Consider the following 19,819-nt stretch of genomic DNA (forward strand, 5'->3'; position numbering starts at 1 on the left):
CATTAGATTATTTAACACCGACTGAATACAAGTTAATCAACCTTTAAAAATTTGTTCGATTTAGTGTTGACATACCAAAATCTTCTAGATAAATAGGTGAATACTGCCAGTGAAATGTACCACCTCTGACATATTATTTATCACCTAATGAGAAAGAGTGTACCACAGAATGACCGTTTACATGATCTACATCTAAAAATGATTTAGTATCTTCAGATGTATATATAGAAATCACTTATGTATTTCGTAAGTGAAAAATTCACAAGCATATGAATAAAGATACCATAAAAACACGCCACCTATTATTGGGTGGTGTGTTTTTGATTTTTTGGAAGAATAATTGTCTATAATATCGTATATCTTTGCAGCTGCTTATAGAGCCCTTAGACTATTAAATGATATATATTTGTTGGAACACAATGATGTATAAGTAATCTTACTCATACTGATAAGATATACTCCGATCTTTGGAGATAATTTTGGAAACATAACTCTTAATAAGCTTGTGATACAGTTGGTAACACCAGCTATCATGTTTATAAAAAGTATAATTATGTCCATTTTATCCCTCCTATCCCCTTAGGCTAGAGACATATGGATCAGTAGCCTTTTGTATCATTTTACTTGACGGTCACAGCTTTTTCCAATATTTTAAATACAATCTATTGCGGAGTGGAATTATGCAGTACTATTGATTTTTATCTTCTGCTGTCTTCAGACCGCATAAACCCTTAACTATGATTAATTCGGTTATTGCTCAAATAAATGACACATTTAATTGGAATTTTAATTAAAAACCTACCGTGATCCATATGACGAATAATTCATACACGCAGTATTAAAAAAAGAGCCTATACAACAAGTAATGTACAAGAACTTGCATAATTCCAGCTCTTTCTTTTATTTCTTTGTTTAAGTAAAGCACCCGTTAGCTTAATAGCCAAGGTTCTTTTCTATACTTTTAAAATGAAACAAAGCGTAATTCCTTATTCAAGGAAAGCTACCCTTTAGTCTTTGCATAAAACTGATGGGAATAATAATTTGGTATTGTATAATATAATTTGGGTCGTTTATGTATTTTATATAAAGTGCAACAGATAAATTTCGATTTCTATACTTTAAAGGTGATGTTAAAGTTGACAAAACAAAAAAATAATAATAAATATCTATTTATACTCTTTGGCATGTATATAGCACTATTGGTATACTTCATGTTTTTCGGATTTGGCCGTCCGCAACGGCTTGTAGAGGTGCGAGAATTTCGGTATTCATTTGAATTTATTAGTATTCCTTTGTGGCTGCCTAACCATTTTTCAATAGATATTATTAAACTATGGATATTTTCTCTTGGTAACCTTTTAGCATTTGTTCCGTTTGGAATACTTGTTCCAATGGTGTTTGAAAAACATATAAAATCATACTTTCAGTTTATTTTCTTGTTTGTGTTTTTTATTCTATGCTTGGAAATTTTACAAATGGTAACTTATTTAGGTAGCTTTGATTTAACAGATATTGTTATAAATACAATGGGAGCAACAATTGGGTTCTGTTCATATCGAGTAAGTGTACGTATGAATACTTCAAGTAAGTATTTCGTTACTATGGGATTGTCCATTTTGGGGTTTTCCGTGCTGATGTTCCTTATAGCGTGGGTATTTAACAGTACAATCACTCCATACCTGCTAAAAACACTCACAATTGATTAATTATCGATATTAATGCGCATTTACCAATTCTTTTCTTCAACTAAACTGCCCCGTTAGTGCAACAAGCAAAATTTTGTTACCGTGTATAATTATTAGTGTATATAAAATTTTTCTGAGCATCGATAAATGCAAAAACGATATTGTTTGCATTATAGTTAAGACCATCATACACGCTTTATCTTAAAAAATGGAAGTCTAAACTGGAAAAAAAGTGTTTCATTTTATCAAGCAAGAACTGTGTCAACTCTTTCAAGCGGTCACAAAAGACCAATAATTCTTTTATCTTCTGGTATGATTTAAGTATGAAGTTATGTCACTTTGGGAATTTGTTCACATATAATAGCGTGGCAGGTTAGCGGGATAATGAGAAGGATTAATGTTAGAAAGGATATTGACTATGGACTATTTGAAAAAGAATAAGATACTTTTTGTCTTTATATTGTTCCTAGTAATCCCTCCCTGAATCTCTTCAAGTTAAGACGTTGTCCAATAGGATACGCATCAGGAGTCCGATATATTTTGGCTATACGTCCTCTTGACATATTCACAAAACTATTATATGATTCAGAATAATTAAAATTCTAAGCTATGATGAGGATTAAGAAATTAGGCTCTTATGTACAGAGAGCAAAGGATTTGCTGGAACCTTTGCCATAATCCCTGATTTCACAGTCGCCTCTGAGCTGTGTTCCTGAGCAACATTTATGAATAGTAAGGAATACCGGAAGGCACCCGTTATTGTGTCAATGGTTTCAAAAGTTTGAAACCTTCTGAGGTTATATGCTGTGAGGCATATAACAAATCAGGGTGGTACCACGGAAGTTAACCTCTTTCGTCCCTATATACGCAATTCCTGCGTGTATGGGGATGAAAGAGGTTTTTTAATTTAATATTTTTCGATTTAATATGATAAGAATTAAGCCACGAAGAGGATCAAGAAACAGGGCTCTTATGTACAGAGAGCAAAGGATTTGCTGGAACCTTTGCCATAATCCCTGATTTCGCAGTCGCCTCTAAGCTGTGTTCCTGAACAACACTTATGAAAAGTAAGGAATACCGGAAGGCACCCGTTATTGTGTCAATGGTTTCAAAAGTTTGAAACCTTCTGAGGTTATATGCTGTGAGGCATGTAACAAATCAGGGTGGTAACACGGAAGTCAACCTCTTTCGTCCCTTTATACGCAATTCCTGCGTGTATGTGGATGGAGGAGGTTTTTTGTTTTTTGAATAAATTCAATCATAAACTTTTGGAGGATGATGACTAATGAGAATGGAAAGCAAAATGAATTTATTTAACGAAGAATATCGAGAAAAATTGTTACAGTCTGATTATATAAACGGTTCTGAAATTTTACTTCGTTCGCTGCTATTAGAAGGAGTAGATTGTGTCTTCGGTTATCCTGGAGGAGCTGTATTATACATTTATGATGCAATGCATGGAAACAAAGATTTTAATCACGTTTTAACACGTCATGAGCAGGGGGCAATTCATGCTGCTGATGGTTATGCAAGAGCAACGGGTAAGCCTGGTGTATGTCTTGCTACATCGGGGCCAGGTGCAACCAATCTCGTGACGGGAATAGCCACTGCATATATGGACTCAGTTCCAATGATTATTATCACCGGCAATGTTGCGACTTCTGCCATTGGAAGTGATGCTTTCCAGGAAGCTGATACTATTGGTATTACTATGCCTATAACCAAACACAGTTATCAGGTACGGGATGTTGAGGACCTTCCAAGAATCATTCGTGAGGCATTTTATATTGCATCCACTGGCAGAAAAGGACCTGTGTTGATTGACATACCAAAGGATGTTTCATCTAACAAAACGAACTTTAAATACCCGGAGGAAATCGAAATCCGCGGCTATCAACCTAACCCGCAGCTTGATATGCGACAGGTAGAAAATTTGCTAAAAGCAATCGAAGAGGCTAAACGTCCAGTAATAATTGCTGGTGCTGGTGTCGTTCATTCTGGAGCACATGAGGAACTATTAGAATTTGTCAATAAAACACAAATACCTGTTACCACTACCCTTCTTGGATTAGATGGATTCCCAAGTGGACACCCGTTATCGATGGGGATGCCAGGTATGCACGGAACATATACAGCGAATACGGCAATACAAAATAGTGATTTGTTAATAAGTATTGGTGCCCGCTTTGACGATCGGGTAACGATGAAATTGGATGGGTTTGCGCCGAATGCAAAGATTGCCCACCTCGATATCGACAGATCTGAAATTGGAAAAAACATTAAAACCGAATTTCCTTGTCTTGGTGATATAAAGGCGGTGTTAGCATTAGCTAACGGAACAGTCAAGCCTGCTCAATCGGATGAATGGATCAATCAAATCATGAAAAATAAACAGAAGTTTCCGTTGAAATATCAAGATGATGATCAGGTACTAAAGCCACAGTATGTAATTGAAATGATTAACGAAACAACAGGCGGGGAAGCCATTATCACTACTGATGTAGGGCAGCATCAAATGTGGGCAGCTCAATTTTATAAATTCAATCACCCGCGCTCCATCATTACTTCTGGAGGACTTGGTACAATGGGGTTTGGTTTGCCTTCTGCCATTGGAGCACAAATTGGAAATCCAAATCGTTTAGTTATTTCCATTAATGGGGATGGCGGCATGCAGATGTGTGCTCAGGAATTAGCCATTTGCGCGATTCATAACATTCCGGTAAAAGTGGTAATCATAAATAATCAAGTGCTGGGAATGGTACGGCAATGGCAGGAAATTGTATACGAAGAACGTTATAGTCATATAGACTTATCTGGAAGTGTAGACTTTGTTCAATTGGCAAAAGCATATGGAGTAAAAGGACTTCAGGCAAAAACAAAAGAAGAAGCACGGTGCGTGTGGAAAGAAGCATTGGAGACTCAGGGTCCGGTCTTAATTGATTTCGTTGTACCTAAAGAAGAGGTGGTCTTACCCATGGTTTTACAAGGAACAACTCTTAGCGAAATGAAGATGGAGGGATAAATATCATGGAAAATCAAAAAACAATCTCATTATTAGTTAAAGATCATCCAGGCGTTATGCAAAGAATAACAAGTCTTTTTACAAGGCGTGGATATAATATGGAAAGTATAACAGTCGGACCTTCTGAAGAAACTGGTTTATCCCGAATCACCATCATTACCATTTGTGATGAAAGTCAAGTAGATCAGATCATCTTTCAACTGCAAAAATTAATGGAAGTCTTTGAAGCTACACTTCTCCGTCCGAAAAAAACGGTTACTAGCGAATTAGCTTTTATAAAAATGAATGTAGAGCCAAATCGGTACGGAGAAATTTTAAATCTAGTGGAAAAAAACCACGCAACTGTGTTAGACATCGGTTCAAAGACAATGATTATTCAGGCTGTTGGAGATACAGAAAGGATTGATGAAATTGTGGCACAATTGACACCTTATGGATTATGTCAGTTGTCTCGAACTGGTGTAATGGCGATGGAAAAGTAAAGTGAAAGCAAGAGTAGCATTGTATAAAACACTCTAATATCCATTTTACTTTAATATAGAATGAATCCGTTTTGAAAAAAAGCTTAATCAAAACGGTTTTTTTTCTTCATGAAGCATTATCCATTTTTCACAAAAAGGTTTGATCGTTTTCTATCTTTACTAGTCAACAACTCGACCCAACTAACCTAAATTTAGCCAATGAATACGGGCATGACCGTAACGAACCTGTATTATCGTCCGGCAGGCAAGGTTCCTGGTGTCGAAAGTGACATTTTAGATGAAGGGCATTCGAATCAATATCGATAGGAATACAGAGGTTAAGATAAAGATTTTCTTGAGAGGGTTGAAATGCGAAAATGGGCAATTGTTTCAAACAACTTATAAAAAGAAAGGAGGTAATTATATGAAAAAGAAATTAATATTTTTTGGAATAGGGATTCTGTTAGTTTTCATCCTGCTACTTGGTACATATAAATTAATGAATTCGAGAACATACCAGTTATTTGGAGGTTTAACCGATCAAGTGGAGACACATCAAAAGGTAGTTGCTTTGACTTTTGATGATGGTCCAACGAAGAATGTAAATCAGATTTTAACACTGTTGGACAAATACAATGCAAAAGCTACCTTTTTTCTAGTTGGTGAAGAAATAGAAAAACACCCAGAGGAAGCCAAAGAAATTGTAGATGCAGGACACCAAATTGGAAATCATACTTATTCTCATATTCGAATGGTATTCAAAACTCCTTCCAATATCAAAGAAGAAATAGAAAAAACAGACCAACTAATTCAAAAGGCTGGATATAAAGGTGAAATTGACTTTCGACCACCAAACGGAAAAAAACTGGCAGGATTGCCGTATTACCTAAATAAACACAATAGAGACACTATAACCTGGAATATTGAACCAGATAGTTATTACACCACTGCTTCTGACAAGATAAATTACGTGAAGGATAATATTAAACCAGGTTCAATTATCTTGATGCATCCAATGTATGATAACACTGGCAAAGAACTTCAAGCAATCGAAGGGGTCTTACAAGAACTAATAAACAAAGGATATACGTTTGTAACTGTCAATGAACTTCAGGAATTAGGAGTTCATAGATGATTCAAACATTAAAAAGGACTGTCAATGTATTTAGTTTTCTTATTAAACTGTTTCCGCCTTAGCTGAATTGAACAGCTTGTATCCAACGAGTTTGTTTTTACTGGAATAACATCTGGCAATGCTAACATTAGCAGAACAAAGTCAAGTGCTGCCATGTGCTGCATACCCCTCATCTATTTAATTGAGGTTAGAGAGATTATATCAAAAGGGTGCACTGAATCACTATACAATAAATGCTCGTTTTAAACTTAAAAAAGAAATATGATACGAGATTTTACCGAGAAGCAAAGGAAAGTCGAATTAATCTTAGTTAGAGGAATATGCAGTCTATAACCATCATCTTACCAGTATTTTATAGAACAAATCAGTCTGTAGAAAGCGGCTGAATTTGTAGTGCTCTTGTATTACATCTTATAATGCGCAACAAGTCATTTCCGTAATTGTGGAGAGTAAAACCAATAATTCTTTATTTCCTGATATGATTTAAGTATGAAGACAAAAGCATTGTTAATTTTTTTACTTAACGGGCAGGTTAATTCAATAATAATAAAATAGTTTTATTCTTTATAGAGTACAATTAAGATAAGAGGAGGATGTGGAGTGCCAACTACTAATAAACTCGGAAATATTGTGATTCTAAACGGAGCTCCTCGGTCTGGAAAATCAAGTATTGCAACGGTTGTCCAGAATACTTTTGATGGGGTATGGATGAATCTTGGTGTTGATACGTTTATGAAAATGACCCCTAAACAGTATCAACCAGGAATTGGTCTAAGACCAGGGGGAGAACGTCCTGATTTAGAGCCTTTAATTGTTACTTTATATCAAGCCATGTACGAGTCAATTGCTGCACACAGTCGTTTAGGTGTAAACGTTGTGGTTGATGTTGGGCATCATGATTTCTATTCAGCTCGGAGGGGTATTCTTTATAATTGTGCCAACCTTTTAAAGGACTTCCCTGTGTTATTTACAGGTGTCCGGTGTCCCTTAGATGTTGTCATGGAGCGAAGAATTGAAACTTGGAACAACGGGTACACAGAAAATGGGGACGTACCGCAACCCGTGATTCTATGGCAAAATTCCGTTCATGTGCCGGGTATTTACGATTTAGAACTTGATACATCGGTTTTAAGCTCTGAAGAATGTGCAGATGCTATCCGAATCCGATTAGAAACAGAGCCATATGGTACTGCATTTAAACAAATTGCAGATATGAGTAGAGAAAATTAAAACTATATTTCTTGTTCAACTAAGGGTGGAAGAGTTAAATAAGGTGATCATCGAGGAATGATTGCCTTCCTTTTTGCAAAAGATTAATAATTTCCGTAAATAAAAGTAGTTACCTATTCGTGGAACGAAAAATTATTGAACAGTTTCAATCCATTGGAGCGAATAAGTTTTGTAAATGAAAGATTTATTGCACTTAAAATAGGCTTGTTTCGTACTCTCACATTTTGAATATTTATTAGTAGATTAAAAACCAATAAAATTAATAATCATTATATTAGATTATGAAAAATGAATCTTTCTATTAATAAATATTAGTTTTGTGAAAATAAGGTTTTATATCCATTTTTTATAGTAAAAATGATCTGTATTTAATAAAATCCAGTGCAATATTTGGTATAAATTATCTAAATTTATAAATATATGAAGAAATGATTATACTAATGTAAGCGTTTTCGTGATATGGTTTAGTTGATATTTTGGAAGGAGGGATGATGTAGGACACCAGGAATAAACAGATAAATAAAAATCTAAAAAGGATGTGAGAGAATTGATTAGAAAAAATGCAAAAGTATTTTTCACAAGTCTCATCATTATGTTGTCTTTAGGTTTCTCTTTACAATCTGTATCTGCAAGTACTCCTAACTTCAGTATGACAGGGTTTGCTACATTTGATGGTGGAACAACTGGCGGTGAAGGCGGAGATACGGTAACTGTTTCTACTGGTGACCAAATCATTCAAGCCTTAAAGGATAAGGACGATAACACGCCATTAAAAATCTATGTCGATGGAACCATAACACCTGACAATACTTCAGACAGTAAAATTAATATTAAGGATATTTCCGATGTATCGATCATCGGGGTTGGAACGAACGGGGAATTTGATGGAATTGGTATAAAGGTATGGCGGGCAGATAATGTGATCATTCGAAATCTCACCATCCATGAAGTAAGGGCTGGCGATAAAGATGCCATCAGTATAGAAGGACCATCTAATAATATCTGGGTAGACCATAACGAATTGTATAATGATTTAAATGTGGACAAAGACTATTATGATGGGTTATTTGATGTAAAGAAAAATGCACATAATATCACCTTCTCCTGGAATTATGTCCATGACAGCTGGAAATCAATGCTAATGGGATCTTCTGACAGTGATGATGGAGATCGCAACATCACTTTCCATCATAACCATTTTGAAAACCTAAACTCACGTGTCCCTGCTTTCCGTTATGGAGAAGGGCATCTGTATAATAACTATTTTGAAGGGATCATTGATACGGGTATTAATGCACGCATGGGAGCAGAACTGTTGGTAGAGAACAATGTCTTCGAAAACTCAAAAGATCCATTAGGTTATTGGTACAGTGACGAGCCAGGTTATTGGAATGTGTCGAATAACTTATACTTGAATAGTACAGGAAGTCAGCCAACTTCTTCCACAACTAATTATACTGTATCTTATAATTATGATTTAACTCCTGTACAAGATGTCAAAGCAATGGTATCTCAGTTTGCGGGTGTTGGAGTGGTTCAGCCTTAAGAGTATAAAAGAGGTCCAACTTTTCACAAGCTGGGCCTTTTTTCTATGGGCGATTTAAGTTTTAGGGACTAGCTGTGATGCTTGATTTACCGAATAGGGATTGCACTTTTAATAGAACAAAAAAGATAGAACGTAACAATATGAGAAAGCAACGTATTCTAAGATGTAACTTCCAGTAATGATTAATATAATGGTTAATTGAAAGACTTTATAATTTTTTTGATTAACTTTTAGAATACCTTGTGTTAAAATCTTTATAAGAAGGCGCTTTCATTTATAAGCGTCTTCAAATATAAAGGGAGATGATGAGGCCGATGCAAAAAGTGTATTGGAAGGTAATCTTTTTTGGTTTAATTTTCTTTGGTGCAGGCAGTGCTTCTGTATCAGCAGCATTCTGGGAGATGGATGAACATCCAATGATACATGATCCTTCGATGATTAAAGAAGGGGACACCTGGTGGACATTTGGTACAGGTGAAGTTGATAAAAATGGGATACGTGTAATCTACTCACATGATGGACGCAATTGGAATGAAGCACCGGTTGTTTTCCCTCAACCTGTAAACTGGTGGCGTCAGTATGTACCTAACCATACCAGTGCTCAATGGGCTCCGGACATCCAATATTTCAATGGTCGCTATTGGCTGTATTACTCTGTCTCTTCTTTTGGATCAAACCAATCTCTAATAGGGTTATTGTCAACAGAAAGTATTGCATCGGGGAACTGGAGAGATGATGGACTTGTCGTTCGTTCGACAACCAATGATAATTATAATGCGATTGATGGAGATTTAGTGATCGATGAACATGGTCAGCCCTGGTTATCCTATGGTTCTCATTGGAGCGGGATAAAATTAACGAAACTGGATGCCCGGACGATGAAGCCTACTGGTCAAACCTATTCCATAGCTGCTAGACCTAATCATCCAGAAGGAGCAATCGAAGCACCAAGCATTACGTATAGAGACGGATACTATTACTTATTCGTTTCCTTCGATAAGTGTTGCGATGGTTTGAACAGTACGTATAAAGTAGCTGTTGGCCGTTCAACAGACATAACAGGACCTTACCTGGACAAATCAGGAAACAATATGCTTTACGGCGGTGGAACAATCTTTGATTCTGGTAATGATAAATGGATCGGTCCTGGTCATCAGGATGTACTAAATAATAATATTTTTGTACGTCATGCTTATGACGCTGATCGAAATGGTCTGCCAAGCCTGTTAATTAATGATTTATATTGGGACAGTCAAGGTTGGCCTACGTATTAATTATGATCACATATATTTCATATAACTTGATAATTTTTGCATGATGTCAGAAAAGACTCTGTTTAAAACTCTAATGGGGATCCATTATGCATGAAATAAGGGAACCGAGTCATGAAGCGGCTAAAAAAGATAGCCATAAACCTTTTCATTTAAAGGGGTATATTTTGATTTTTACCACAAAGTAAAGTCTAAAGTCGAATTAATTATAATTGGAGGAATAGGCGTTCCAAATCCAATATCCCCCAGAAGTTAGTTAATTTAATTTATGTATCAGTGCAGTTCAGATTTCAAATAATCTACATGCTCTCTTTGCTTATCCAAAATTTTATGAACAAGGTCAAGGCTTTTCTTATCAAGCTTATTATGAACTAATTTCTCAGCCATTTTTATTCCATAGAGATTTTCTCCTTTAATTGCATGCTTTAAAATTTCTTTTTCATCATTTGGTTTATCAAATATTTGGCTAATGAAAAGTTCCACTTTACCGATTATACCTTCACTAGTTTCTGGTGTGCCGTGGAGCTCCTGGATTCGTTCTGAAAGCATGTCTGCATGATGTTTTAAGTCTTTTTGGATAGAGATAAATCTATTACGAATGGGAGAAGAGTCATCAAGTTCTTTAATAAATTCTTCATAAAAATGTATCCCCATATATTGCCCTTGTAAAAACTTGTTGAGGGTTTTTATCACTATCTGATTTTCCAATGAATTCAATCCTTTCCATGTGATAGTTGGTTTTAGTATTAGCAAGATAAATGGGCTTCATACCAACTATTAAATGATAAAAATGGATACAAAAAAGAAGGTGATCGGCAAATATCTGCCTTCACCCTTTCTTTTAGTATTTAATTGCATTAATTAATATAGATTCTCCTTCAAAGGATTGAACAGTATCATTGTTTACTTTTACACGGAACTTTTTATGGATAGCAGGACTGGCCGTCATGATATAGCTGTTTAACATCTCTTTTACGTCTTCAGGCTGTTTCATACGATTAAACCAGCTTTCAAATTCAAAGGTTTTACGAAAGCCGATCCACTCACTAATTTCAAATCCGCTTAGTTCAATTTTTTGCAGCCATTCTGACTTTTTCAAAGCTCTGCTGTGGCTTGGATCCCGTTTTTTTCTACCGTATTATAAAACTGGTCCCACTCATCGTTTTCTGGTGCGACATTATCATCTAACAGGAAACGGCCTCCTTGTTTTAAGACCCGATAAACTTCGGCTATAAAGAAATCAATATTCGGAAAATGGTGAGGGGCAATACGGCAGGTAACAACATCAAATGATTCATCAGCAAATGGCATTTTTTCCGCATCTCCTTGAACATATGTAACATTGTTATGTCCGTTAGAAGTAATAAATTGTTCAGCAGCTGCTAACATTTCCTTTGTTAAGTCAAAAGCAGTAACTTTTTTTGCGAAAGGAGCCAGGGCATTGGCTGTGTGTCCACCACCTGTCGCAACATCGAGAACTTTTTCTTCTCCTGTTAACTCTGCCATCTTCACAATAAATGGGAGATCGGCTCCGTTTCGGTGAAGGTCACTTGATACATAATCACTTGCCGTTTTTCCAAACTGGTCTTGAACTGTTGACTTAATATCCACCTTTATCCCCTCCGCTTTTTCTTCATTAAATTCCAACTTATAACTTAATAATAGCTTAATATATTATTTAATGTAAATATTTCAAAAGTTATGTTCCCTGTTCCCTATAACGGAATAGATGTTACCTTTCATTCCATTTTAAAAATTGGACCATATAATATTACTTTTTGACATGAATAAATTACTTTCTCGCATTCTAATTATTGTATCCGTTTTCTATAATTATAGATAACTAATGATATGGAGGAATATTATGAATACAAGATTATTTCAGAATCATCATGTACGTAAAGAAATCCCGCTTGATCCTGTCTGGGATTTTCATACCTTGGATGCAGAAGAGGAAAAGCAGAAGCTATTCCAAATGATTGTTCCGGCTTGTTGGGAGAGCAATCCGGAACTGGTTTCCTATAAGGGTAAAGCGCTATATTCTAAGAAGGTGACCTTTGGTGGAAATGTGCGACTGGTATTCAAAGGAATCAGCCATACCGCACACGTTTACCTCGACAAAAAGCAGATTGCATACCATTATAATGCATATACAGAATTCAGCGTTCTATTAGAGAATATCCCTTTTGGTGAACATTTACTCGAGGTGAAGGTTGATAATACATTTCATGAAGAGTCAGCTCTGCATGTTAGCAATGATTATTATTCTTATGGGGGGATTATCCGTCCGGTAGTAATGGAAGAGATAGATGAAATGTTTATAAGAAATGTCCATTTCATTCCATACCGGGAAAATGACAAATGGTATGCGTCTATCAGTGCATGAAGAAATGAATGTAACATTGAATATTAAGATCGGAGATGACGAGGTTTCGTTTACTGATAAAGTACTCCAGCCTAATGCGGAAACATTATTAAAGAATACCTTTGAATTTCCTTCTGCAACTGCCTACACATTGGAAAATCCTAATCTGTATATGATGGAAACCAGGCTTGTATCAGATAATAGAGTAGTTGATGATTTAATAGACAGAGTAGGCTTCCGGGAAATAAAAGTCAGCGGGAAGGATATTCTGTTTAATGGAGAAAAAGTGGTGATAAAAGGTGTAAACCGTCACGAAGATTATGCAGAATTTGGTTGTGCGATTCCGATTGAAGCAATGTATCGTGATATCGAAATCATTAAGTCATTAGGTGCCAATTGTGTTCGTACCAGTCATTATCCGAATGATGAGCGGTTCCTGGATTTATGTGATGAAAATGGGATTTTAGTATGGGAAGAATCTCATGCCAGAGGATTAAATGAAGAGCAGATGAGACACAAAAACTTTGAAAAACAGAGTTTGGATTGTATAAGAGAAATGATTGAGAATCATATCAACCACCCATCTATCTATGTGTGGGGCATTTTAAATGAATGTGTCAGCAACACGGAATTTGGGAGATCGTGCTATGCCAAACAGTTTGAATTGATCAGGAGCCTTGATTCCAGTCGTCCGGTCACTTTTGCCAGTCTTGAAGCTCATATAGGTTCAGATATGTGTCTGGATCTGGTTGATATTGTATCCTTTAATATCTATCCACGCTGGTATCATGATACTCCTGTAAAAGATTCATTGACTCATCTTAAAAAATCAATTAATGATACGGGAGGGGCAGGGAAACCATTATTGATAAGTGAAATTGGAGCTGGTGCTATTTATGGCCATCGAAGTAACAATCATGAAAAATGGACAGAAGAATACCAGCAGCTTGCATTATCTGAGCAAGTAACATCCATTTTGTCTGACGAAGATTTGAGTGGTGTGATTATCTGGCAATATGCAGACTGCCGAGTAGATAATGGATGGTTTCATGGAAGGCCGAAATCCCAGAATAACAAAGGATTAGTAGATATTTATCGGAGGGAGAAGCTTGCTTATCATACTGTAAAAGAGATTTTCCATGCTAATTAGGATTAGTTGAAGATAGACCAATATATGTGGTTCTTAAAAGCCGTTCTTTCAGTTTAAAACGGCTTTTTTATCTTTGTTCTAATAAAAAATTAAGAAACAAATTCAGAAGGCGGTACTTTATAATATTTCTTAAAGGCTTTAGAGAAACTGTAAGGATCAGGGTATCCGAGCATACTTGCAATTTGTTGAATGGAGTACTGTTTATTATAAAGTAATTCTCGAGCACGCTTCATTTTTAATTGGTAAATATATCGACCTGGTGTCACACCTAGTGTCTGTTTAAAATAAGTGATAAAATATTTCTCCGACATACCAGCTAGCCTGGCAAGCTCCCCAACTTTCAGGTTTTGGTGAATCTGTTTATGGACAAAATCAAATACAGGCTGAAGTTTATCCAAGTACTTGGCCTGTTTTTGATTGATTGGATCTTGCGTAAATTCCCCTCGATATTGCTTAAGTTCGTATTGTTCCATGATTTTGGCAATTAGAATCGTCAAACATCCTTTTAACCGTATCTCGGACATTGGTTTGTTCTGCTTATACAGGTCATACGTCTCCACAAAAAGTCGAATTTCCTCTTCAACAAGCATACTGTTCATTATGCCCGAAAGCTGAAAATTATCTAATATTTGGAGATGGTTCCCAAGACTAAGGTCAAAATGGATAAAGATAAATTTGCAGTGATCACTAAGAGTTGTGGCAGTGTAGGAAACTTGTGGACTGTAAAGAATTAATTCTCCTTCAGAAGCGATATGTACCTCGTCTCGTATCCGAATTTCTATTTGTCCTTCTTGAATGTACCATAAGTCATAATCTTTATGTTGTCTTCTCTCAATCCAACTATTTACATGCACTACTTCACTGCATGAATTGATCCGAAGTGTGACAAGCTCTGATAGCTCATTAAAAATATTTAAATTATCCATGGGTATATCAACTCCAGATTTTAGCAATCTTATTTTTAACCTATTATATCAAAAGAATTTTGGAGCGCGATAGAATATTACTATTTGACATGAAAGGAGTACTTTTATATATTCATTAAATTGGGTTCTCAATTGTGAATGATTCTTCGCAATCTTTTCACAGCGGTACAAAGATATGTAAACAGTCATTTAAAAAACAGTTAGACAACATGCCTATCATGAAGTATAATATGCTACTGTCAGAAGTGTATTTTTCCTTCCTGACAAGGACAATGATCACTATTTCGATCGTTTGATAAAAAGTATCCAAACATGGTATAAGTGTAAAGAAGCAGAGTTCTCTTTGCTTTTTATTTTTGATGGAAATATCAGAGGATTTCCTGATGCATCGATAATGAGAGGATTGGAGTTTTATGACAGATAATTTTTGGCGTGAATTACCACGACCGTTTTTTATATTAGCACCAATGGAAGATGTAACAGATGTTGTTTTTCGCCATGTAGTAAGCGAAGCAGGGCGACCTGATGTATTTTTCACAGAGTTTACAAATACGGAAAGCTATTGTCATCCAAACGGGCACCAGAGTGTGCGTGGGCGTTTGACTTTTACAGAAGATGAACAACCGATGGTAGCCCATATTTGGGGAGATAAACCAGAGCTTTTCCGCCAAATGAGTATTGGAATGGCGAAAGAGGGTTTTCGCGGTGTAGATATCAATATGGGCTGTCCTGTCCAGAATGTAGCAGCAAATGGGAAAGGATGCGGTCTTATCCGTCGTCCGGAAGTTGCAGCAGAACTGATTCAGGCAGCTAAAGCAGGCGGATTGCCTGTTAGTGTGAAGACAAGACTGGGTTACACGGATGTAGATGAATGGCGTGACTGGCTTACACATATATTGAAACAAGACATTGTGAATCTTTCTATTCATCTGCGTACGAAAAAGGAAATGAGTAAAGTTGATGCACATTGGGAACTGATTCCGGAGATTAAGAAACTTCGGGATGAGGTAGCACCAGATACCCTATTGACAATCAATGGGGATATTCCTGATCGTGAAACTGGCTTGAAGCTTGTCGAACAGTATGGTGTTGATGGGGTAATGATTGGACGAGGTATTTTTACCAATCCATTCGCCTTTGAAAAAGAACCGAAAGAGCATACAAGTAAGGAATTGCTTGATCTTTTAAGACTCCACCTTGATCTTTTTGATAAACATTCACAAACTGAACCTCGTCTGTTTAAGCCGCTGCGTCGCTTTTTTAAGATATATGTTCGCGGGTTCCGCGGAGCGAGCGAACTTAGAAATCAGTTGATGGAAACAGTGTCAACGGATGAAGTTCGGACATTGCTTGATGAGTTTGAGAGAATGTATGTTGATAATATTAATTAAATAAAATAATCAGCTGATCTGGCGCTTTAGCTCAATCTACATGTAAAAAAGCACTCACAGATACCAATGTTTGTGAGTGCTTTCTTTGATAGAATTTGTAAACGGCATAGCTAACGAAGATTGGAAATGGATAAACAATACTTGCAAACCAAATTGTAAGTGTTATCATAAAAATGATGTTTTTCACCATCTTCTGAATCATCCTCTATATCCTCCTTTAAATCAACCCTTTAAAAATATCATTCTATTTATCGTGAAGGAGGTAGACTATGTTGTATCAATTAAAAATATTTGAAAAATTTTATTATGGCTGGATCATTCTGATTATTGGCGGATTAGGTGTGTTCTTCTCTGGGCCAGGCCAGACCTATTCCAATTCCCAGTTTATTGACGTCTATATACAAGAATTTGGCTGGTCAAGAACAGAGGTGTCCAGTGTCTATTCTATTGCAACATTAATTGCAGGACTATTAATGATAATAGTAGGACGGTTTATTGATCGATTTGGTCCAAGAACAATGATGGTGATTATTGGAACATTGTTCTCCATTGCATGTTTTTATAACAGCTTTATATAAAGCATTGGAATGCTGGCATTAGGATTCTTTTGCGTTCGACTACTTGGGCAAGGAAGTATGACCTTAATTCCCAACACCTTAGTAGCACAATGGTTTGTCAAAAAGAGAGGAAGAGCATTCGGATTGAAAGCGCTCTTTGGATTTGCTGGAGCAATGTCTTTTCCGATTATTAATACATGGCTGATCCAAACATGGGATTGGCAGACGGCATGGAGGTTTTGGGGCTGTCTGTTATTATTTGTCTTCGTTCCAATAGCTTTCTTCGGAGTCAAGAACAAGCCTGAAATGATTGGTTTAAAGCCAGATGGTTTAGACCGGCCGGTAAGTGATGATAATCCAGATCCCTTAACAGTGAAAGTGGAGGATGCAGAAGAAGAATTTACATTAAAGGAAGCGACGAAAACGAGAGCATTCTGGGCAATTTTGATTTGTGTCAGTATTCCCGCAATGGTCAATACAGGCATCACATTCCATATCACATCGATCTTTCATACAAATGGTCTTTCTCTGGAAATGGCTGCATTAGTTTTAAGCTTAATGGCATTTGTAGGTATTCCTATCTCATTAATATCAGGGGTTATTCTGGATAAAGTAAAAACAAATTTAGTATTGCTTTTTATCTTTATCATTGAATTCTTTGTGCTTTTATTATTATTAGTCACCGATAACTTTTTTATGGCAATCTTATTTGGTTTATTATGGGGCCTTGCCGGGGGATTGGAACGAATAGCTTTTGGTGTCATTTGGCCGAATTATTTTGGAAGAAAACACATTGGCAGTATTAATGGAGTCGGCGCAACCATGATGGTTATCGGTTCTTCCCTTGGCCCATTGCCTTTTGGAGTTGGATTTGATTTATTCGGCGGATATAATGTCGTTATTTTACTTACGCTTATCTTTCCTGCAGTAGGGATGATATGTGCTTTATTAGCAGAAAAACCGAGAAAAACCAGTTAAATATAATACAACTATTAATATTAACATAGCCTTGTCCTAGTAATAGGGCAAGGCTAAAAATTTTCATAGCTGTGGAAGGAGTTCTTCATTTTCACTCACTCTTTGAGCTGTGATTTTTTGTATTCTCTTTGCTTTTGTGATCTTCCATTATATCATTCGTTGCTTTCTTAAATTCTTTCAATGTATGCCCAAATGCCCGTCCGATTTCCGGCAATTTGGAAGGGCCGAATATAACCAAAGCAGTTATGAGGATTAGAATTAATCCTGGAACACCTATACTTGATAACATCTGATAACCTCCTTTGATTACTCACTTTATTCCCGTTGTTTTCTTTTTTTATAGTAAAAATAGATGGCGATTATTACACCGATTATGATTAATCCATAAGCAATATCTGAATAATTATCCATCCATTGCAAGATAGTTTCCCAATTTTCCCCTAATAGAGCACCTGTGTAAATTAAGATAATATTCCATATTACCGTTCCGATTGTTGTAAAGAGAAGGAACAGCAAGAAGTTCATTCTGTTCATTCCAGCCGGTATGCTTATCAGGCTTCTTATCAATGGAATCATGCGGCAAAAGAAAATAGTCCAATATCCATATTTGGAAAACCAGTCATTAGCCTTATGCAGATCTTTCTTGGAAAATCGCAGGATATGCCCCCATTTGTCAATAAGCTTCTCCAGCCGGTCAACATTGAGCATTAAACCAATGCCGTATAGAACTACAGCACCCACGACGGAACCGATCGTTGCCGCAATAATAACACCGATAATTGTTAAATTAGAATAAGTGGTCATAAAACCGCTAAAAGGCAGCACAACCTCTGAAGGTATTGGCGGAAATAGATTTTCCAATGCCATCATGAAAAAAATCCCTAAATATCCGAACTGCTCCATTACATTTGTTACAAAGCTCTGCATATTACCCTCCATAAGAAGCAAGATTTAGTAGAAAAACTTACAAAAACACAAAATATAGTATTAAAGCTAAACCGATTCGATAAATAGCAAAAGGTGTCAGCTTAATTTTATTAATCAGGCGTAAAAAGAACCTGATGGAAATTAACGCAAAAATGAAGGCACTGATAAAGCCGGCCACAAAGAAAGGGATAACCTCTGCAGTAAAATACTGCCAATTGTCCAAAAGAGAAATGAAGCTTGCTCCCATCATAATCGGAACAGCCATGATAAAAGTAAAGTCTGCTGCAGCCCTGTGACTTATTCCTAATATAACACCACCGGAAATGGTAGAACCAGAACGCGAAAAGCCAGGCCATAAAGAAATACATTGGAATAAGCCAATTAGAAATGCTTGCTTCATGTTTAACTGATCTATTGTATCAATTTTTCCATGTCCCTTTTTAGATTTCCAGTCAGCAATGAGCATTAACACTGCTCCTGCTAGTAATCCAACTATCACTGTATTGATAGAAAATAAGTATTCATCGATGTAATCGTCAAACAGGAGACCCAAGGCACCAGCAGGCAGTAACCCGATAATCACATGTTTTATAGATAAAGTCTTTTTGCCTTTTTGGCTGTTGTCTATGTTAAGTAATTGCCTGAATCGGTCTTTAAATACAACCACTACTGCTAAGATGGACCCTAACTGGATGACAATCTTAAATGTATTGGCAACTTCCTGTGAAAAAAGCTCCTTTGAGTGGAGTAGTAAATCATCGACAATAATCATGTGACCAGTAGATGATACAGGTGCGAATTCTGTTAAACCTTCCACTACTCCTAATATAAACGCAATAATTATTTCTTTCATTAATTTAGCTCTCCTCTAACTGCTTTTGTTTTTAATTTCATTCCACGTGTTAACCATGTCCCAAGAGAACTCGGGCAGATGGGAGAATATTTCATTGGATCCGGTAATTTCTCCTGCAATATAGATAGATCCAAAAAAGAGAAAGCTTATGAATAATATTGCTAGATAGCATTCTATTATTTGTTTTATATTATCATTGTTTTTCATTGTTATGAATATCTCCTTTTAGCGGATGTTCAAAAAGCCACCAAATGATAAGCGGCGAATCTCTTCGTTGGTTTGTGCGTCCGCTTCTCACGTATTCAATCCATACGTTCCGATG

General features: G+C 36.3%; 18 protein-coding genes, 1 pseudogene and 2 other annotated features. Of the genes and pseudogenes, 11 read left to right on the forward strand and 8 right to left on the reverse strand.

The window, feature by feature from the left end; translation table 11 throughout:
• Nucleotides 1-1,136 precede the first annotated feature (1,136 nt).
• The 4 genes from F9U64_RS22035 (at nt 1,137) to F9U64_RS22050 (ending at nt 6,303) form a co-directional block, all read left to right on the forward strand.
• Nucleotides 1,137-1,706, forward strand: coding sequence for a VanZ family protein (locus F9U64_RS22035; RefSeq protein ID WP_228275857.1), 570 nt, complete (start codon nt 1,137-1,139; stop codon nt 1,704-1,706).
• A 579-nt stretch (nt 1,707-2,285) separates the two neighbouring features.
• Nucleotides 2,286-2,549: a binding site (T-box leader), on the forward strand.
• 71 nt (nt 2,550-2,620) lie between these two features.
• Nucleotides 2,621-2,884, forward strand: a binding site (T-box leader).
• A 92-nt stretch (nt 2,885-2,976) separates the two neighbouring features.
• Nucleotides 2,977-4,707 carry a biosynthetic-type acetolactate synthase large subunit gene (gene ilvB / locus F9U64_RS22040; RefSeq protein WP_153407065.1) on the forward strand — a complete coding sequence of 577 codons (1,731 nt, stop codon included), beginning with the start codon at nt 2,977-2,979 and terminating at the stop codon, nt 4,705-4,707.
• A gap of 5 nt (nt 4,708-4,712) precedes the next feature.
• The gene (ilvN, locus tag F9U64_RS22045) at nt 4,713-5,189 is read left to right on the forward strand and encodes an acetolactate synthase small subunit (RefSeq protein ID WP_153407051.1); all 477 of its coding nucleotides are present in this window, start codon (nt 4,713-4,715) and stop codon (nt 5,187-5,189) included.
• 403 nt (nt 5,190-5,592) lie between these two features.
• Complete coding sequence (locus F9U64_RS22050) at nt 5,593-6,303, forward strand: polysaccharide deacetylase family protein (RefSeq protein ID WP_153407052.1); 711 nt, start codon at nt 5,593-5,595, stop codon at nt 6,301-6,303.
• Between the two features lie 8 nt (nt 6,304-6,311).
• Here F9U64_RS22050 and F9U64_RS22055 read toward each other — a convergent pair whose 3' ends face one another.
• On the reverse strand, nt 6,312-6,458 hold the full coding sequence (locus F9U64_RS22055; RefSeq protein ID WP_153407053.1) for a hypothetical protein: 147 nt from the start codon (nt 6,456-6,458) through the stop codon (nt 6,312-6,314).
• Nucleotides 6,459-6,903: 445 nt separating this feature from the next.
• Here F9U64_RS22055 and F9U64_RS22060 point away from each other — a divergent pair, with 445 nt between their 5' ends.
• From F9U64_RS22060 to F9U64_RS22070, 3 genes are all read left to right on the forward strand, one after another.
• Nucleotides 6,904-7,533, forward strand: coding sequence for a chloramphenicol phosphotransferase CPT family protein (locus F9U64_RS22060; protein WP_153407054.1), 630 nt, complete (start codon nt 6,904-6,906; stop codon nt 7,531-7,533).
• 592 nt (nt 7,534-8,125) lie between these two features.
• Nucleotides 8,126-9,079 (forward strand): pectate lyase family protein, encoded by a 954-nt coding sequence (locus F9U64_RS22065; RefSeq protein WP_228275861.1) that lies wholly within the window; start codon nt 8,126-8,128, stop codon nt 9,077-9,079.
• Nucleotides 9,080-9,393: 314 nt separating this feature from the next.
• Nucleotides 9,394-10,353: an arabinan endo-1,5-alpha-L-arabinosidase AbnA gene (locus tag F9U64_RS22070; protein ID WP_153407056.1), complete on the forward strand. Its 960-nt coding sequence runs from the start codon at nt 9,394-9,396 to the stop codon at nt 10,351-10,353.
• A 270-nt stretch (nt 10,354-10,623) separates the two neighbouring features.
• Here F9U64_RS22070 and F9U64_RS22075 read toward each other — a convergent pair whose 3' ends face one another.
• The 3 genes from F9U64_RS22075 to F9U64_RS22080 form a co-directional block, all read right to left on the reverse strand.
• Nucleotides 10,624-11,058 carry a DUF2383 domain-containing protein gene (locus F9U64_RS22075; RefSeq protein ID WP_153407057.1) on the reverse strand — a complete coding sequence of 145 codons (435 nt, stop codon included), beginning with the start codon at nt 11,056-11,058 and terminating at the stop codon, nt 10,624-10,626.
• 133 nt (nt 11,059-11,191) lie between these two features.
• A complete protein-coding gene (locus F9U64_RS23530) occupies nt 11,192-11,449 on the reverse strand; it encodes a hypothetical protein (protein WP_323125866.1) in 258 nt (85 codons plus the stop codon).
• Complete coding sequence (locus tag F9U64_RS22080) at nt 11,446-11,961, reverse strand: class I SAM-dependent methyltransferase (protein ID WP_323125867.1); 516 nt, start codon at nt 11,959-11,961, stop codon at nt 11,446-11,448. Before F9U64_RS22080 ends, F9U64_RS23530 begins: the two co-directional genes overlap by 4 nt.
• A 253-nt stretch (nt 11,962-12,214) precedes the next feature.
• On the opposite strand from F9U64_RS22080, the gene F9U64_RS23310 reads away from it, so the two are divergent.
• Both F9U64_RS23310 and F9U64_RS22085 read left to right on the forward strand, forming a co-directional pair.
• Nucleotides 12,215-12,736 carry a glycosyl hydrolase 2 galactose-binding domain-containing protein gene (locus tag F9U64_RS23310; protein ID WP_228275858.1) on the forward strand — a complete coding sequence of 174 codons (522 nt, stop codon included), beginning with the start codon at nt 12,215-12,217 and terminating at the stop codon, nt 12,734-12,736.
• A gap of 4 nt (nt 12,737-12,740) precedes the next feature.
• Nucleotides 12,741-13,865: a glycoside hydrolase family 2 protein gene (locus F9U64_RS22085; protein WP_228275859.1), complete on the forward strand. Its 1,125-nt coding sequence runs from the start codon at nt 12,741-12,743 to the stop codon at nt 13,863-13,865.
• A gap of 89 nt (nt 13,866-13,954) precedes the next feature.
• Here F9U64_RS22085 and F9U64_RS22090 read toward each other — a convergent pair whose 3' ends face one another.
• Nucleotides 13,955-14,791: a helix-turn-helix domain-containing protein gene (locus tag F9U64_RS22090; RefSeq protein WP_153407058.1), complete on the reverse strand. Its 837-nt coding sequence runs from the start codon at nt 14,789-14,791 to the stop codon at nt 13,955-13,957.
• A 413-nt stretch (nt 14,792-15,204) separates the two neighbouring features.
• Between F9U64_RS22090 and F9U64_RS22095 the strand changes: the two genes are divergently transcribed.
• Nucleotides 15,205-16,182: a tRNA dihydrouridine synthase gene (locus F9U64_RS22095; protein ID WP_153407059.1), complete on the forward strand. Its 978-nt coding sequence runs from the start codon at nt 15,205-15,207 to the stop codon at nt 16,180-16,182.
• Nucleotides 16,183-16,451: 269 nt separating this feature from the next.
• Nucleotides 16,452-17,717 (forward strand): annotated as a pseudogene (locus tag F9U64_RS22105) (MFS transporter).
• A 91-nt stretch (nt 17,718-17,808) separates the two neighbouring features.
• On the opposite strand, the gene F9U64_RS22110 reads toward F9U64_RS22105, so the two are convergent.
• The 3 genes from F9U64_RS22110 to F9U64_RS22120 are packed head-to-tail and all read right to left on the reverse strand — an operon-like array spanning nt 17,809 to nt 19,497.
• A complete protein-coding gene (locus F9U64_RS22110) occupies nt 17,809-18,006 on the reverse strand; it encodes a twin-arginine translocase TatA/TatE family subunit (protein WP_153407061.1) in 198 nt (65 codons plus the stop codon).
• 26 nt (nt 18,007-18,032) lie between these two features.
• Complete coding sequence (locus tag F9U64_RS22115) at nt 18,033-18,644, reverse strand: DedA family protein (RefSeq protein ID WP_153407062.1); 612 nt, start codon at nt 18,642-18,644, stop codon at nt 18,033-18,035.
• Between the two features lie 37 nt (nt 18,645-18,681).
• A complete protein-coding gene (locus F9U64_RS22120) occupies nt 18,682-19,497 on the reverse strand; it encodes an undecaprenyl-diphosphate phosphatase (RefSeq protein WP_153407063.1) in 816 nt (271 codons plus the stop codon).
• Nucleotides 19,498-19,819: the final 322 nt, after the last annotated feature.

Origin of the sequence: Gracilibacillus oryzae, assembly GCF_009498735.1 — a bacterium.
Classification (GTDB): domain Bacteria; phylum Bacillota; class Bacilli; order Bacillales; family Amphibacillaceae; genus Gracilibacillus; species Gracilibacillus oryzae.

Excerpts from the sequence above, each read along its gene's own strand:
- ilvB (WP_153407065.1), top strand. The coding sequence starts at position 2,977 with ATGGAAAGCAAAATGAATTTATTTAACGAAGAATATCGAGAAAAATTG.
- ilvN (WP_153407051.1), top strand. The coding sequence starts at position 4,713 with ATGGAAAATCAAAAAACAATCTCATTATTAGTTAAAGATCATCCAGGC.
- F9U64_RS22050 (WP_153407052.1), top strand. The coding sequence starts at position 5,593 with ATGAAAAAGAAATTAATATTTTTTGGAATAGGGATTCTGTTAGTTTTC.
- F9U64_RS22055 (WP_153407053.1), bottom strand. The coding sequence starts at position 6,458 with ATGGCAGCACTTGACTTTGTTCTGCTAATGTTAGCATTGCCAGATGTT.
- F9U64_RS22065 (WP_228275861.1), top strand. The coding sequence starts at position 8,126 with ATGTTGTCTTTAGGTTTCTCTTTACAATCTGTATCTGCAAGTACTCCT.
- F9U64_RS22070 (WP_153407056.1), top strand. The coding sequence starts at position 9,394 with ATGCAAAAAGTGTATTGGAAGGTAATCTTTTTTGGTTTAATTTTCTTT.
- F9U64_RS23310 (WP_228275858.1), top strand. The coding sequence starts at position 12,215 with ATGAATACAAGATTATTTCAGAATCATCATGTACGTAAAGAAATCCCG.
- F9U64_RS22085 (WP_228275859.1), top strand. The coding sequence starts at position 12,741 with ATGAATGTAACATTGAATATTAAGATCGGAGATGACGAGGTTTCGTTT.
- F9U64_RS22090 (WP_153407058.1), bottom strand. The coding sequence starts at position 14,791 with ATGGATAATTTAAATATTTTTAATGAGCTATCAGAGCTTGTCACACTT.
- F9U64_RS22095 (WP_153407059.1), top strand. The coding sequence starts at position 15,205 with ATGACAGATAATTTTTGGCGTGAATTACCACGACCGTTTTTTATATTA.
- F9U64_RS22110 (WP_153407061.1), bottom strand. The coding sequence starts at position 18,006 with ATGTTATCAAGTATAGGTGTTCCAGGATTAATTCTAATCCTCATAACT.
- F9U64_RS22115 (WP_153407062.1), bottom strand. The coding sequence starts at position 18,644 with ATGCAGAGCTTTGTAACAAATGTAATGGAGCAGTTCGGATATTTAGGG.
- F9U64_RS22120 (WP_153407063.1), bottom strand. The coding sequence starts at position 19,497 with ATGAAAGAAATAATTATTGCGTTTATATTAGGAGTAGTGGAAGGTTTA.